Here is a 15,004-nt window from a genome sequence, read left to right on the forward strand (position 1 = left end):
CCCGAGGCGCTAAACTGCCCCTCATTCGCCGCCCCCACGTCCGAGCCTCGCGAGCCGGTTTGAGCTGACATGACCCGCACCCATGAAATCCGCCCCGATCTGGACGAGGGAATCGACCGCAAGGTTCTCAGCCAACTGCGCGCACGTTTTCTAAAACTCAATGAAGGCCGCATGGCCCGAGCCATGGAAGGGTTGTCGACCCGCCAGCAAACGGTGCTGACGCTGCTACCGCTGTTTTTCCACGTCAATCATCCGTTGTTGCCGGGGTATGTGTCCGGCAGCACGCCGGCCGGACTGTCGAACTTCGAGCCGGATGCCAATGCCCTCGCTGAAGCCCAACGCCTGACCCGCTCGTTCTCTTACAAACCGCGCCACGGCAGCAACCCGCCGCGACCGATCCACGGCCTGTTCCTGATGGGCAGCCTGGGCACGCTGGCTCAAGCCGATCAAAGCGACATGGACGTTTGGGTCTGCCACGCGCCGGACCTCAGCGAAAGCGAGCTCGCGGAGCTGCGTAAAAAGTGCCAGTTGCTGGAGGTCTGGGCCGCGAGCCAAGGCGCCGAAGCGCATTTCTTCCTGATCGACCCGACGCGCTTCATGCTCGGTGAGCGCGACACCCAGTTGAGCTCCGAAGACTGCGGCACCACCCAGCACTACCTGCTGCTGGACGAGTTCTACCGCACCGCCATCTGGCTGGCCGGCCGCACGCCGATCTGGTGGCTGGTGCCGGTCTACGAAGAGTCCGCCTACGACCGCTACACCCACACGCTGCTGTCCAAACGCTTCATCCGTGCCGACGAAAGCCTGGACCTGGGCCATCTTGCATTCATACCGCCGGGGGAGTTCATCGGCGCCGGACTCTGGCAATTATTCAAGGGCATCGAGTCGCCCTACAAGTCCGTACTCAAGCTGCTGCTAACCGAGGTCTATGCCAGCGAGCACCCCAAGGTTCATTGCCTGAGCCTGCGCTTCAAGCAAGCCGTTTTCGCCAATCAGCTGGACCTCGACGAGCTGGACCCTTACATCGTGGTCTACCGGCGCATCGAGGAATACCTCAAGGCCCAGGGCGAGCCGGAACGGCTGGAATTGGTGCGCCGCGCGCTGTACCTGAAGGTCAATCGCAAACTTACCGGCAACACCCGCACCCAGAGCTGGCAGCGTTCATTGCTTGAGCGGCTGGCCCAGGAATGGGGCTGGGATCAGCGGCAACTTGCGCTGCTCGATAGCCGCAGCCAGTGGAAAGTCCGCCAGGTCAGCGCTGAACGTCGCGCCTTGGTCAACGAGTTGAACTACAGCTACCGCTTCCTGACCCAGTTCGCCCGCACCGAAGACACCGTCAGCCTGATCAACAAGCGCGACCTCAACGTGTTGGGTCGCCGGTTGTACGCGGCCTTCGAGCGCAAGGCTGACAAGGTCGAATTCATCAACCCGGGCATCGCCCCGGACCTGGCCGAAGACACGCTGACGCTGGTGCAGGCACCCAACAAAAAGGAACCGGGGCAAACCCAGTGGGGTCTGTACAACGGCAGCCTGGCCGCTCATGAATGGGAACATTTCGCGCCGATCAAGCGCAGCCGCCAATTGCTGGAACTCCTGACCTGGTGCCACCGTAATGGCGTGATCGACAGCAGCACGCGGCTGGCCCTGCACCCCGGCACCAGCGACCTGAGCGAGTTCGAACTGTTCAACCTGCTCGGCAGCCTGCAACAGAGCATTGCCCTGCCCCTGACCACCGTCGCGGAAGAACCCTTGCTGCGCGCCAGCGTTCCAAGCGAGGTGCTGATCCTGGTCAACGTTGGCGTCGATCCGCTCAAGCACCATCGCGATTTGAACATCCTGATGACCACCGAGCGCACCGACTCGCTGAGCTATGCCGGGGTTCGCGAGAACCTGGTGTTGACGCTGGACCAGGTCACGCTCAACAGCTGGAACGAAGTGCTGGTCAGCCGCTACGACGGCCCTCACGCCCTGCTCGACTGCCTGCGCGCCTACCTCAACAACCTGCCGAGCGGGCCACAGCAGCCCAAGCTGCGGGTTCGGTGCTTCTGCCATAACCGTGCGCAATTCATTGCCCGCCGGGTAGAAGAGGTGATCGACTCCGCGCAGAACCTGCTGTTAAGCAACCTCAATCACCGTTACCTGATCCAGGTCCAGCAGCACTACCACGTGCTGGAACTGGTGCCGGGCCAGGTCAATCACGTCGCCATCGCCACCTTGCCGGCGTTGATCGATTACCTGGGTGAGGAACTGACAGGCTACAGCCCGCTGCACCTGGACCCGATGGCGCTGGAAGACCACGACCTCGCGCTGATCCTGCCGATGGGCCAGCCCGAGTGCATTCAGGTGTTCTACCGAATCAATGAAGATCAGGCTGATCTCTACGTGCTGGATGAGTTCAATGCGCTGTGGCAACAACGCCTGCCCTATCACGACGAACAAAGCCTGTTGGTGCCGTTGCAACGCTTCCTGCAATCGATCCAGTACCGGCGCGATGCCTTGTTGCCAATGGATGCCGTTCAACCCGTGAGCATGGACACGTTGAACTACCAACTGCTGCCGTCAGGCCCCGGACGGGCGCGTCGGGTCGAAGCGCGGCCTGCGCCGCAAACGCCGGTCAACAAACCGTTCTACGACGTGCAGGCCATCATCGGCAAAGCCGGACCGGGCGAGGTGCAGGTGACGTTGTATTGCAATCAGCGAGAGTTTTCAGAGCTGGAACATGGCGACCAACTGTTCAGCGTGGTCGCGCAGGAGATCGTCGATCAGCGGCGCGAAACCGAACGCTATCGCTGCTACATCACCGACCTGGACCTCTCGGGCCTGCTCGGTGACGGTCAGAGTTCGAGCAATCTGTACCTGCGTTACAAGGCTGACCTGGAGCGCTCGTTGAACGAGGCGCTCGAACAGGTCTGAGGGGTTTATTCCGGAAAGTGGCCGCCTTCGGTCGGTTGCGATTCAACTTCCAGCAGGGTCAGTTTGAGCGTCTTGCCGCCCGGTGCCGGCCAGTCGATGTGCTGACCAACCTTCAGACCCAACAAAGCACTGCCCACCGGCGCCAGAATGGAAATCTTGCCTTCGTCGGCATTGGCATCCTTGGGATAAACCAGGGTCAGGTGATAGTCCTTGCCACTGCTTTCTTCACGGCAATGCACACGCGAATTCATGGTCACGACATCGGCAGGCACGTCTTCGTGACCGACCAGCGTATCGGCGCGGTCCAGCTCGGTTTGCAGCGCGATAACGCCCGGCAGCGTGTCATCCAGGCTGTCGATCAGGCGCTCCAGACGTTGCACGTCCAGACGAGTAAGGGTGATGGAAGGTGCGGTCATGATTGAGGCAGACTCCTTTCTTCTGCACAGAAAAAGCAAAACCCCGCCAGAAAAAGGCGGGGTTTTCACGAGCCTCGATGAGTTGAGGCGTTTCTGGACACTATCACAGCTCAATAAATATACAAGTCAGGTGCGACCAACACACTTTGTAGCAGGTCGGGTTATGGCTTCAGGCGGAGTTCTTGCGCTGAGAAGCCTGCGCGCAAATTACCCGCCGCCGCTCATCATCCGCCGAACGCCATTCGCGGATGTCTTCGACATGGCGAAAACACCCCAGGCACACCTTTTGTTCATCCAGCCGGCACACACCACTGCAGGGCGAAGGGACCGCCGGGCTGACATTGCTGTAGAGCGGCTTCGGTGGGCGAACGACGGCAGGCTCGGTCACAATCTCACAGACCTTCGAAGTCGAGTTCGACGTCCGCTTGCTGCTTGACGATGCGCTCGAGCATTTCGCCCAGCTGCTCTTCGCTCTTGTCGCACATCCAGCGCTCGCTCTCTTCGTCGTAGTCGAAGTGGAAACCACCGGAGACCGCCGCCAGCCACAGCTGACGCAGCGGTTCCTGACGACTGAAGATCAACTGGCTGCCGTTTTCGAACTTGACGGTGAGCACACCGGCCGAACTCTCCAGATCGATATCCAGGTCACACTCGTCAAAAATATCCTCCAGCGTCTGCTGGGTGGCATCGACCAGATCGTGGAAACGGGCTTCGGTCAAACTCATTGCGGCAACCTCAAAAAGTGTCTGTTCACGCTCAAGCGCCGCAAGATACGGGCGAGCCCCGGTGATTGCAAAGGATAACGACCCAAGGTGATCACGAAACCTGTGGGAGCGAGCCTGCTCGAGAAGGGCTCATCATATTCAACATCAATGTTGACTGACACTACGCCTTCGCGAACAGGCTCGCTCCCACGGGGATTGCGCCCGGCTGACCGGCATCGTGCCAAGCCCCGCCGGACGGGAGCCCCGTCGCATAGGCAAGCTGACGGGTGGCCGGTATACTCCGGCGCAATTAACGCATTTTCAAGGATTTCGCCATGAAGCGCCTGATCTCTTCCCTTGCTGCGCTCGCTTCGCTCGTCGCTTTTGCCAGCTTATTATCGGCCTGTGGTCAAAAAGGCCCGCTGTATCTGCCTGATGACAGCCAGGACCCTGCCGAGCAGGCCCAGTCCTCGCAAAAGCAGCCTGCCTCCAAAGCACACAAGCACGACGTCTACCAATAAGGGAACGCCATGGACGCTTTTAATTACCGTGGCGGGGAGCTGTTTGCCGAAGGTGTGGCTCTGTCGGCCATCGCCGAACGTTTCGGCACACCGACCTACGTCTACTCCCGCGCGCACATCGAAGCCCAATACCTGGCATACGCCGATGCGTTGGCGGGTATGCCGCACCTGGTCTGCTTTGCCGTCAAGGCCAACTCCAACCTGGGCGTACTGAATGTCCTGGCGCGTCTGGGCGCCGGTTTTGACATCGTCTCCCGTGGCGAGCTGGAGCGGGTGCTGGCCGCTGGCGGCAGCGCTGACAAGATCGTGTTCTCCGGTGTCGGCAAGACCCGTGATGACATGCGTCGCGCCCTCGAAGTTGGCGTGCATTGCTTCAATGTCGAATCCACCGATGAGCTGGAACGCCTGCAAGTGGTCGCCGCCGAGCTGGGCGTTCGCGCACCGATCTCGCTACGTGTGAACCCGGACGTTGATGCGGGCACGCACCCGTACATTTCCACCGGTCTTAAAGAGAACAAGTTCGGCATCGCCATTGCCGACGCCGAAGACGTGTACATCCGCGCTGCGCAACTGCAAAACCTGGAAATTGTCGGCGTCGATTGCCACATCGGGTCGCAACTGACCACCCTGCCGCCCTTCATCGATGCCCTCGACCGCTTGCTGGGCCTGGTCGACCGCCTCGGCGATTGCGGCATCTACCTGCGCCACATCGATCTCGGTGGTGGTTTGGGCGTGCGTTACCGCGATGAAGAGCCGCCATTGGCAGGCGATTACATCAAGGCTGTGCGCGAGCGTCTCGACGGCCGTGACTTGGCGCTGGTGTTCGAACCGGGCCGCTTCATTGTGGCCAACGCCGGCGTGCTGCTGACCCAGGTCGAGTACCTCAAGCACACCGAACATAAAGATTTCGCCATCGTCGATGCGGCCATGAACGACTTGATCCGCCCGGCGCTGTACCAGGCCTGGATGGACGTCACCGCCGTGCGCCCGCGTGATACCGCGGCGCGTGCCTACGACATCGTCGGCCCGATCTGCGAAACCGGCGACTTCCTGGCCAAGGATCGTCAGCTGGCCCTGGAAGAAGGCGACCTGCTGGCCGTGCATTCGGCTGGCGCCTACGGGTTTGTCATGAGTTCCAACTACAACACCCGCGGCCGCGCCGCTGAAGTGTTGGTGGACGGTGATCAGGCAATTGAAGTGCGTCGCCGTGAGACGGTAGCCGAGTTGTTTGCTGGCGAAAGCCTGCTGCCGGAGTAACCCCATGCTGCTGCGTTTTACCAAGATGCACGGCCTGGGCAATGACTTCATGGTCCTCGACCTGGTCAGCCAGCACGCGCACATCCTGCCCAAGCACGCCAAGCAATGGGGCGATCGGCACACTGGCATCGGTTTCGACCAGTTGCTGATCGTCGAGGCACCGAGCAATCCGGACGTGGATTTCCGTTATCGGATCTTCAACTCCGATGGCTCCGAAGTGGAACAGTGCGGCAACGGTGCGCGTTGTTTCGCCCGCTTCGTGCTCGACAAGCGCCTGACCGCAAAACGGCAGATTCGCGTCGAAACCAAAAGCGGCATTATCGAACTGGACGTGCGTAGCGACGGCCAGATCAGCGTCAACATGGGTGCACCGCGCCTGGTGCCGGCGGATATCCCGTTTGTGGCCCCGGAACAGGCGCAAAGCTATCCGGTCGACGTCGATGGTACGCCGGTCGAACTGGCCGCCGTGTCCATGGGCAATCCCCATGCCGTGCTGCGGGTCAGCGACATCAATAACGCACCGGTGCATGAACTGGGGCCGAAAATCGAAAACCACGCGCGCTTCCCGGCGCGGGTCAATGTCGGTTTTCTCCAGGTCATCGACCGCAGCCGTGCACAGTTGCGCGTCTGGGAACGTGGCGCCGGGGAAACCCAGGCCTGCGGCACCGGTGCCTGCGCAGCCGCAGTGGCCGCGATCAGCCAGGGGTGGATGGATTCGCCGCTATTGATCGACCTGCCTGGCGGGCGCTTGTCCATTGAGTGGGCAGGCCCTGGCCAACCGGTCATGATGACCGGCCCGGCAGTCCGCGTATACGAAGGACAAGTGCGTCTTTGAGTGAGCGAAATCCATGACCGACAAGCCCCAGGTTCCCGCCCTGCAGCCCGACGAATCCCCTTCCGAAAGCCTTGAGGCGGCGGCGATTGCCGCGTACCTGGAGGCTCATCCGGATTTCTTCATCGAGCACGAAGAACTGCTCCCGGCCATGCGCATTCCGCACCGTCGCGGCGACACCATTTCGCTGGTCGAACGCCAGATGACCATCCTGCGTGACCGCAACATCGAGCTGCGGCATCGCCTGTCGCACTTGATGGATGTCGCCCGCGACAACGACCGCCTCTTCGACAAGACCCGCCGCCTGATTCTCGCGCTGATGGACGCCACCAGCCTGGAAGACGTGGTGATCAGCATCGAAGATAGCTTGCGCCAGGATTTCCAGGTGCCCTTTGTCAGCCTGATCCTGCTGGGTGACAACCCGATGCCGGTGGGCCGCTGGGTGACTCACGCCGAGGCACAAACCGCCATCGGTGGCTTGCTCTCGGAAGACAAAAGCGTCAGCGGCAGCCTGCGCGAACACGAACTGGATTTCCTGTTCGGTGAAGAACAGCGCAAGCAAATCGGCTCCACCGCCGTCGTCGCGATCAGCCATCAAGGCATTCACGGCATCCTGGCCATCGCCAGCCGTGATCCGCAACACTACAAAAGCTCGGTCGGCACCCTGTTCCTGAGCTACATCGCCGAAGTCATGGGCCGCGTGCTGCCACGGGTCAACAGCTCCCTGCGCTCGGTCCGCTGAGCATGGAACGGCAACTGGACGCTTACTGCGAACACCTGCGCAGTGAGCGGCAGGTGTCACCTCATACGCTGTACGCCTACCGTCGCGACCTCGATAAGGTGCTGGGCTTCTGCGTCAAACAGAACATCGGCAGCTGGGCTGCACTGGACATCCAGCGCCTGCGCAGCCTGATCGCCCGCCTGCATTCACAGGGCCAATCGTCCCGCAGCCTCGCGAGACTGTTATCAGCGGTTCGCGGGCTCTATCACTATCTGAATCGCGAAGGCCTGTGCGACCACGACCCGGCCAATGGCCTGGCGCCGCCCAAAGGCGAACGCCGCCTGCCGAAAACCCTCGACACCGACCGCGCGCTGCAACTGCTGGAGGGCGCGGTGGAGGATGATTTCCTCGCGCGGCGGGATCAGGCAATTCTGGAGTTGTTCTACTCCTCAGGATTACGCCTTTCGGAACTGACCGGGCTCAATCTGGATCAGCTGGATCTGGCCGACGGTATGGTTCAAGTGCTGGGCAAGGGCAGCAAAACCCGTTTGTTGCCGGTCGGCAAGAAAGCCCGCGAAGCGCTGGAGCTGTGGTTGCCCCTGCGCGCGATGACCAACCCGGCGGACGACGCCGTGTTCGTCAGCCAGCAAGGCCGACGCCTCGGGCCTCGGGCGATTCAGGTGCGGGTCAAGGCTGCCGGCGAGCGCGAGCTGGGGCAAAACCTGCACCCGCACATGCTGCGACACTCCTTTGCCAGCCACTTGCTCGAGTCCTCGCAGGACCTGCGCGCGGTGCAGGAGCTGCTCGGCCACTCGGACATCAAGACCACCCAGATCTACACCCACCTGGACTTCCAGCACCTGGCCACGGTTTACGACAGCGCCCATCCACGGGCCAAACGCATTAAAGGCGATGACTCATGACCATTCAATTGATCACCTTCGACCTCGACGACACCCTCTGGGACACCGCCCCGGTGATCATCAGCGCCGAGGCCGTACTGCGCGAATGGCTGACCGAGCATGCGCCGAACCTTGGGGGCGTACCGGTAGAGCATTTGTGGGCGATTCGTGAGCGGATCCTCAGTAGTGAACCGGGGCTCAAGCACCGCATCAGCGCGTTGCGCCGTCGAGTGTTGTTCCACGCCCTGGAAGAAGCCGGTTACAACGATCGCCAGGCAAACGATCTCGCCGACCAAAGCTTTGAAGTGTTTTTGCATGCGCGGCATCAGATCGAGGTGTTCCCGGAAGTCGAGCCGACCCTGGAAACACTGGCCAAGCACTACGCCCTCGGCGTGGTCACCAATGGCAACGCCGATGTGCGTCGGTTAGGGCTGGCGGATTACTTCAAGTTTGCCTTGTGCGCCGAAGACATCGGCATCGCCAAACCGGATGCGCGCTTGTTTCATGAGGCGTTGCAACGTGGTGGGGCAACACCTGAAACGGCTGTGCACATTGGCGATCATCCAGGCGATGACATTGCCGGTGCGCAGCAGGCAGGGCTGCGGGCGATCTGGTTTAACCCGCAAGGTAAAGCGTGGGAAGCGCAGAAGGCTCCGGATGCCGAGATTCACAGTTTGACCGAATTGCCGGCGTTGCTAGCCCTGTGGAATTCCCGACACCCATCCTGAGATGACACATCGCCCGTGTAGGAGTTGCGTCAGGCCCTGGATATTTGTACCGCCCATGAAAAAGCCCGCAGCGACGGCGGGCTTTTTCAGCAAGCAAGGGCAGAGGCTTAGATAGGCCGGCTGCCGTACTTGTTGTCAGGCTTCTTGGGAGGATCGGCGACCACGTTGGCCTCCACTTCCTGCACCTTGCCGCCCTTGGCCAAAAACTCTTCCATGGCCCGCGCGAGAGCATCGCGTTCCTTGTTCTTGGCTTCGACACTGGGCAGCTCATCGACCGATACCGCTGCCTTGGCTTTGCCTTTGGCGGTCGGAACGGGCACGTCGCCACTGTCGTCTTCAGCGACGTCTTCGGCCGCTGTTTCCAGACCTTCTTCGGTCTCGTCGTCGTCGCCTACTTCGAGGTCGTCGTTTTCCAGATCATCGTCGCTCATGTTCTACCTCATGACTCTTGCGAAAAGCAGATTAGTTATAGCCCAGCTTTACCGTCTGTCGACAGCTGCCGGAAAAATTCAATAACCGCTGGTGACCAGCGGTTCATGCCTCTTCACCGTGCACGGTAGCGAGGACTTTACGGGCACCGCCAAAATCACGGTGCTCGCCCAGATAAACACCTTGCCAGGTCCCCAGCGCCAGTCGGCCTGCCGAGATCGGCAAACTGAGCTGACAGCCAAGCACGCTGGCCTTGAAGTGCGCCGGGAGGTCGTCCAGGCCTTCGTCGTTATGCTCATAGCCGTCTGTTCCTTGTGGGATCAGACGATTGAAAAATCGTTCGAAGTCGCGACGTACCGCCGGATCGGCGTTCTCGTTGATGGTCAACGACGCCGAGGTATGCTGTAGCCACAAATGCAACAGACCGACCCGACACGCCTTGAGTTCAGGCAAGCCGGCGAGTAACTCGTCCGTTACCAGATGAAAGCCCCGGGGCCGCGCCCGCAGGGTAATCAGAGTCTGTTGCCACATACAGTTCTCCGCACGTTCGGGGCGCATTCTAGCGCGCTCTGGGAAAAAACAAAGGCCCTAATATTCCTTCAATCATGTAAGCCATTGGCCGCAGAAAAACGCCCGTCGTAAACGCCCCTGAATGCGTACGAAAAAACCTTTCAGCAAGTCCTTCACGGACAAACGCCAGACAAAAAAATGCCCGGCAAGCCGGGCAAGTTTTTTATGCGCGTCTTACAAGTTGTAGCCGCGTTCGTTATGGAGTGCCAGGTCGATGCCGACAGCCTCTTCTTCTTCCGTGATCCGCAGGCCCATGACAGCGTCCAGGACCTTGAGAATGATGAAGGTGACGATCGCGGTGTAGATCACCGTGAAGCCCACGCCTTTGCACTGGATCCAGACTTGTGCGGCGATGTCGGTGACGGTGCCGAAGCCACCCAGCGACGGTGCAGCGAACACACCGGTCAGGATCGCGCCAAGGATACCGCCGATACCGTGCACACCGAAGGCGTCCAGGGAATCGTCATAACCGAGTTTGCGTTTCAGGGTGGTGGCGCAGAAGAAGCACACCACGCCCGCTGCCAGGCCGATCACCAGAGCACCCATCGGGCCCACGGTGCCAGCGGCTGGCGTAATGGCGACCAGGCCGGCGACCACACCCGAAGCAATACCCAGTGCACTTGGTTTGCCGTGAGTCATCCACTCGGCGAACATCCAGCCCAGTGCTGCCGCGGCGGTTGCGATCTGCGTTACCAGCATCGCCATGCCGGCGGTACCGTTGGCCGCCGCAGCGGAACCGGCGTTGAAGCCGAACCAGCCGACCCACAACATCGCGGCGCCCATCAGGGTGTAACCGAGGTTGTGCGGGGCCATCGGGGTGGTCGGGAAGCCTTTGCGCTTGCCCAGTACCAGGCAGGCAATCAGACCGGCCACACCGGCGTTGATGTGCACCACGGTGCCGCCGGCGAAGTCGAGTACGCCCCAGTCCCACAACAGGCCGCCGTTACCGGACCAGACCATGTGCGCAATCGGTGCGTAAACCAGGGTGAACCACACGCCCATGAAGATCAGCATGGCGGAGAACTTCATCCGCTCGGCGAAGGCACCGACGATCAGCGCAGGAGTGATGATGGCGAAGGTCATCTGGAAGGTGACGAACACCGCCTCAGGGAACAGCGCCGCAGGACCCGTCAGGCTGGCTGGCGTGATGCCGGCGAGGAAGGCCTTGTTCAGGCTACCGAAGAACGAGTTGAAATTGATGACGCCCTGTTCCATGCCGGTGGTGTCGAACGCGATGCTGTAGCCATAAATGACCCACAGGACGCTGATCAGGCCGGTAATGGCGAAGCACTGCATCATCACGGAAAGAATGTTTTTGGACCGAACCATGCCGCCGTAGAACAGCGCGAGGCCGGGAATGGTCATGAACAGCACGAGGGCTGTCGAGGTCATCATCCAGGCGGTGTCGCCAGAGTTGAGGACTGGGGCCGCCACTTCGTCTGCCGCCAAGGCCAGGCCGGGCATTACGAGGGACAACAGGGCTCCTAGCCCTGCGAATTTACGCAGAGTCATATTGTTTTCTCCTGGGGCGTTGGGTTTGTGGCGGCGTTTAAATCGCGTCGGTATCGGTTTCGCCGGTACGGATGCGAATCGCCTGTTCCAGATTGACCACGAAGATCTTGCCGTCACCGATCTTGCCGGTATTGGCTGCCTTGGTTATCGCCTCGATAACCCGGTCCAGATCCTTGTCGTCAATGGCGACATCGATCTTCACCTTGGGCAGAAAATCGACCACGTATTCCGCGCCGCGATACAGCTCGGTGTGACCCTTCTGCCGACCGAAGCCTTTGACTTCAGTAACGGTAATGCCCTGCACGCCGATCTCGGACAGCGACTCGCGCACGTCGTCCAGTTTGAACGGCTTGATGATGGCAGTGACTAGCTTCATGAAAACTCTCTCCCGAATTGGTGGACTTGCCCCAGGAAAACAAACCCGACTCAAGTCTAAGCGCAGTGCCTGGCTTTGTAACGCATCGTCGGCCTTGAATGCCCGTCCGACCCCAGCTAACCACCCCGTACGAAACACTTCCCCCGTTTCGCCTGGCGCACTGCATTCGTCACAGCGACTGCATCAGTGCATGGGTTGATAGTCACTAAGCAGAAAGCTTGCCATCTCGCCAAAACCCACTGAATTCAATCCCTTGGCTAATACCACGAGCCGGCGCCCTCCATTACCCGCGAACTAACGCACAACAACAGTGCGCTGCCGTCCGTCCGCATGCGCGAAAAGCGTGCGTCGGCGACCTGCCGGAATTGACTATAGACACTGCGTGATACACTGCCCGCCACTGTTTCCAGGACCTTTCCCATGCTCGCGCCCAAAGACCTCCTCGACGCCCTGACGGGCACCGCCTCCCGCCTCTTCAGCGGCGACACCCCGCTGCCGAAAAGCGAAATCGAAAGCCAGTTCAAGGCGTTGCTGCAAAGCGGCTTCAGCAAGCTGGATCTGGTGAGCCGGGAAGAGTTCGATAGCCAGATGGTTGTGCTGGCGCGGACCCGGGCACGGTTGGAGAGTCTTGAGTCGAAGGTGGCGGAGCTTGAAGCGAAGCTCAATCCGCCTGCCGAATCCGAGTAACTGAATGATCGTTCCCACGCTCTGCGTGGGAACGATCATTCGTCCTCCGCCCCGCCACCATCTCGGCAACGTCCTACAAAGATCACACCGCCGTCCGATAGCGCCGCGAAGCCCAGGTTCCTAAGCTCATCCCAGCTGAATAGTCAGCACTGGGTTTGGCGACCTGGATAGCATGTGACGCACCGCAACCACATTCGACTCTGGGCATTATTCCCCTTTCGAATTATGGCGGCTGGGCGTGGGAGACCTTCGGGTCTGCCGGTTTTTCGCATGCACCGGTTCGCCAACCCGCGCACAGCTGCCACCCTTTTCGTTTGGCGACGATCAGCGGCAGTTTCCTTCATGCGAGTTTGAGTGATGCTCTATGGACGACAACTATCTGATCCCACACACCTTCACCCGCCACAAACTCCACCTCCACGCCCTACTGTTGGAAAACCAAGCCTGGTTCAGCGCCCGAGACCTGGGTCGTCTGCTTCGCCTTTTCCTCGACGAACGCGCCGTCCGAAAACTCGATCCCGATCAACATCAAACCGCGCGAGTTCTCATCCACGGCACCCTCGAAAACACCCTGCTGATCAGCGAATCCGGCGTCTACGCCCTGCTCGTCTACCACTACTGCCCCGAATACCGAGGCCTGCGCGAATGGCTGACCCACGACGTAGTACCAGCCCTCAGAGACGCCCAACAACCCACCTCAACCGAACGCCCGATCCTGAGCCTGCTGAACTGGCCCGAGATGTCGTTGAGTTTGCTGCACTGGAATAACCAACCGTGGATTCGGTTGCAGGATGTTCCGCAGATGCTGGCGGATGGTGAACGGCCGCAGCGCTCGATCAATGCACCGTGGTGGAAGCGTGCTTCGCGGATGTTGCAATCGCTTTAAGTATTCAAAGCCCTACCACGTTCGATTTCGGCTTCCCGCAAATCGTAAGTCGCTTGCAGGCTCAACCAGAACTCGGGCGTGGTATTCAGGCAGCGAGATAACTTGCCCGCTAGATCAGCACTGACACAACGCTGGCACATGACGATTTCGTTTACCGTCTTCAACGACTCATCCAACGAATGGGCGAAAGCTGATTCTGAAATGCCTAACGGCTCAAGAAACTCCTCCTTGAGGATTTCGCCGGGATGAACCGACCGCATTTCATTCCTGTTCATTTTTCTCTCCGAAGGCAGCGATCAATTGACGATCATAAGCAGCCCTGCGAGCCAAACAAGATCGCTCACACCCTTTCGCCGCCGTCCTTCATCAATCCAGGCAACGTCCTACAACAACCTCATCCCGCGACTGATTACGTCGCAAATCCCCACTCCCTTACGCTTCCCCCATCAGAAAGACACTCGCAACATCCTGCGAAGATTTGGCACCTGCGCCATCACGCGCCCCCGACTACCCTTCAAAAAACCGCAGGAAGCGGTTCCCGTAAAACTCAAGGAACGACCATGTCCCTCTCCATCGTTCACAGCCGCGCCCAGATTGGCGTGGATGCGCCCGCCGTCACCGTAGAAGTTCATTTGGCCAACGGTTTGCCATCGCTGACGATGGTCGGTTTGCCTGAAGCGGCAGTGAAGGAAAGCAAGGATCGGGTGCGCAGCGCGATTATCAACTCAGGCCTGCAATTCCCTGCTCGGCGCATCACGCTGAATCTCGCGCCTGCGGACTTACCGAAGGACGGCGGACGTTTCGATCTGGCGATTGCCTTGGGGATTCTGTCAGCCAGTGTGCAGGTGCCGACGTTGACGCTGGATGACATTGAATGCCTGGGAGAGTTGGCGTTGTCCGGCGCGGTACGTGCCGTCAGAGGTGTGTTGCCGGCTGCACTGGCTGCACGCAAAGCCGGACGTTCGTTGATGGTGCCGCGGGCGAACGCCGAGGAGGCGTGCCTGGCATCCGGGTTGAAGGTGTTTGCCGTGGACCATCTGCTGGAAGCCGTTGCGCACTTCAACGGACATACGCCGGTCGAGCCCTACGTTTCCAATGGCTTGCTCTACGCCAGCAAACCCTATCCGGACTTGAATGAAGTGCAGGGGCAAATCTCGGCCAAGCGCGCATTGCTGATTGCGGCGGCTGGAGCTCACAATTTGCTGTTTAGCGGGCCGCCGGGGACTGGGAAAACGCTGTTGGCGAGTCGTTTGCCGGGTTTACTTCCTCCCTTGGCCGAAAACGAGGCGCTGGAAGTCGCAGCCATTCAATCCGTCACCAGTTGCGTGCCCTTGAGCCACTGGCCGCAAAGACCCTTCCGCCAGCCCCATCACTCCGCCTCGGGCCCGGCGTTGGTGGGCGGTGGTTCGAAGCCGCAACCCGGCGAAATCACCCTCGCCCATCATGGCGTGCTGTTCCTCGACGAACTAGGTTTTTTGCTTTTTACGTCTTTTTGTCTATACCTGCTATACGGTTGTAGAACAGCGGGCAGATGCAAATTCCTATGAGGG

The 15,004-nt window shown here is 60.2% G+C and carries 17 protein-coding genes and 1 pseudogene; 10 read left to right on the forward strand and 8 right to left on the reverse strand.

The features are described from left to right. Positions 1-69: 69 nt before the first annotated feature. Positions 70-2,913 carry a class I adenylate cyclase gene (locus J2X66_RS06420; protein ID WP_310262309.1) on the forward strand — a complete coding sequence of 948 codons (2,844 nt, stop codon included), beginning with the start codon at positions 70-72 and terminating at the stop codon, positions 2,911-2,913. 5 nt (positions 2,914-2,918) lie between these two features. On the opposite strand, the gene rnk is transcribed toward J2X66_RS06420, so the two are convergent. The 3 genes from rnk to cyaY form a co-directional block, all read right to left on the reverse strand. Then, entirely contained in the window at positions 2,919-3,329 is a 411-nt protein-coding gene (gene rnk, locus J2X66_RS06425; RefSeq protein ID WP_310262311.1) for a nucleoside diphosphate kinase regulator, read from the reverse strand. Between the two features lie 169 nt (positions 3,330-3,498). After that, positions 3,499-3,717, reverse strand: a complete 219-nt coding sequence (locus tag J2X66_RS06430; protein ID WP_310262314.1) for a DUF1289 domain-containing protein — start codon at positions 3,715-3,717, stop codon at positions 3,499-3,501. Positions 3,718-3,721: 4 nt separating this feature from the next. Further along, complete coding sequence (cyaY, locus tag J2X66_RS06435) at positions 3,722-4,054, reverse strand: iron donor protein CyaY (RefSeq protein WP_123434872.1); 333 nt, start codon at positions 4,052-4,054, stop codon at positions 3,722-3,724. Positions 4,055-4,368: 314 nt separating this feature from the next. Here cyaY and J2X66_RS06440 point away from each other — a divergent pair, with 314 nt between their 5' ends. From J2X66_RS06440 to J2X66_RS06465, 6 genes are read left to right on the forward strand one after another with little or no spacing between them, the layout of a single operon-like run. After that, positions 4,369-4,554, forward strand: a complete 186-nt coding sequence (locus J2X66_RS06440) for an LPS translocon maturation chaperone LptM (protein WP_310262319.1) — start codon at positions 4,369-4,371, stop codon at positions 4,552-4,554. 9 nt (positions 4,555-4,563) lie between these two features. Next, complete coding sequence (gene lysA / locus J2X66_RS06445; RefSeq protein WP_027926406.1) at positions 4,564-5,811, forward strand: diaminopimelate decarboxylase; 1,248 nt, start codon at positions 4,564-4,566, stop codon at positions 5,809-5,811. Between the two features lie 4 nt (positions 5,812-5,815). Next, entirely contained in the window at positions 5,816-6,646 is an 831-nt protein-coding gene (dapF, locus tag J2X66_RS06450) for a diaminopimelate epimerase (protein WP_310262322.1), read from the forward strand. A 13-nt stretch (positions 6,647-6,659) separates the two neighbouring features. Continuing rightward, positions 6,660-7,385, forward strand: coding sequence for a DUF484 family protein (locus tag J2X66_RS06455; protein ID WP_310262323.1), 726 nt, complete (start codon positions 6,660-6,662; stop codon positions 7,383-7,385). A 2-nt stretch (positions 7,386-7,387) separates the two neighbouring features. Then, positions 7,388-8,287: a tyrosine recombinase XerC gene (gene xerC / locus J2X66_RS06460; RefSeq protein WP_008040629.1), complete on the forward strand. Its 900-nt coding sequence runs from the start codon at positions 7,388-7,390 to the stop codon at positions 8,285-8,287. Next, positions 8,284-8,994 (forward strand): HAD-IA family hydrolase, encoded by a 711-nt coding sequence (locus J2X66_RS06465; RefSeq protein WP_310262327.1) that lies wholly within the window; start codon positions 8,284-8,286, stop codon positions 8,992-8,994. Before xerC ends, J2X66_RS06465 begins: the two co-directional genes overlap by 4 nt. A gap of 107 nt (positions 8,995-9,101) precedes the next feature. On the opposite strand, the gene sutA is transcribed toward J2X66_RS06465, so the two are convergent. The 4 genes from sutA to glnK all read right to left on the reverse strand — a co-directional run bounded on the left by sutA (position 9,102) and on the right by glnK (position 11,881). Continuing rightward, positions 9,102-9,425 carry a transcriptional regulator SutA gene (gene sutA, locus J2X66_RS06470; protein ID WP_310262329.1) on the reverse strand — a complete coding sequence of 108 codons (324 nt, stop codon included), beginning with the start codon at positions 9,423-9,425 and terminating at the stop codon, positions 9,102-9,104. A gap of 103 nt (positions 9,426-9,528) precedes the next feature. Continuing rightward, entirely contained in the window at positions 9,529-9,954 is a 426-nt protein-coding gene (locus J2X66_RS06475) for a secondary thiamine-phosphate synthase enzyme YjbQ (protein ID WP_008030499.1), read from the reverse strand. Positions 9,955-10,167: 213 nt separating this feature from the next. Next, on the reverse strand, positions 10,168-11,505 hold the full coding sequence (locus tag J2X66_RS06480; RefSeq protein WP_027926392.1) for an ammonium transporter: 1,338 nt from the start codon (positions 11,503-11,505) through the stop codon (positions 10,168-10,170). Positions 11,506-11,542: 37 nt separating this feature from the next. Further along, on the reverse strand, positions 11,543-11,881 hold the full coding sequence (gene glnK, locus J2X66_RS06485) for a P-II family nitrogen regulator (protein WP_002555808.1): 339 nt from the start codon (positions 11,879-11,881) through the stop codon (positions 11,543-11,545). 420 nt (positions 11,882-12,301) lie between these two features. Here glnK and J2X66_RS06490 point away from each other — a divergent pair, with 420 nt between their 5' ends. Together J2X66_RS06490 and J2X66_RS06495 are read left to right on the forward strand one after the other, a co-directional pair. Continuing rightward, on the forward strand, positions 12,302-12,568 hold the full coding sequence (locus J2X66_RS06490) for an accessory factor UbiK family protein (protein ID WP_310262332.1): 267 nt from the start codon (positions 12,302-12,304) through the stop codon (positions 12,566-12,568). 364 nt (positions 12,569-12,932) lie between these two features. After that, positions 12,933-13,454: a Bro-N domain-containing protein gene (locus J2X66_RS06495; RefSeq protein ID WP_310262334.1), complete on the forward strand. Its 522-nt coding sequence runs from the start codon at positions 12,933-12,935 to the stop codon at positions 13,452-13,454. On the opposite strand, the gene J2X66_RS06500 is transcribed toward J2X66_RS06495, so the two are convergent. Then, on the reverse strand, positions 13,451-13,729 hold the full coding sequence (locus J2X66_RS06500; protein ID WP_310262336.1) for a HigA family addiction module antitoxin: 279 nt from the start codon (positions 13,727-13,729) through the stop codon (positions 13,451-13,453). The genes J2X66_RS06495 and J2X66_RS06500 overlap by 4 nt on opposite strands. 285 nt (positions 13,730-14,014) lie before the next feature. On the opposite strand from J2X66_RS06500, the pseudogene J2X66_RS06505 reads away from it, so the two are divergent. Then, positions 14,015-14,923: pseudogene (locus J2X66_RS06505) on the forward strand (YifB family Mg chelatase-like AAA ATPase); the annotation flags it as partial. Positions 14,924-15,004: the final 81 nt, after the last annotated feature.

The sequence above is a fragment of the Pseudomonas sp. 3296 genome (genome assembly GCF_031456615.1).
Lineage (GTDB): Bacteria > Pseudomonadota > Gammaproteobacteria > Pseudomonadales > Pseudomonadaceae > Aquipseudomonas > Aquipseudomonas mucoides.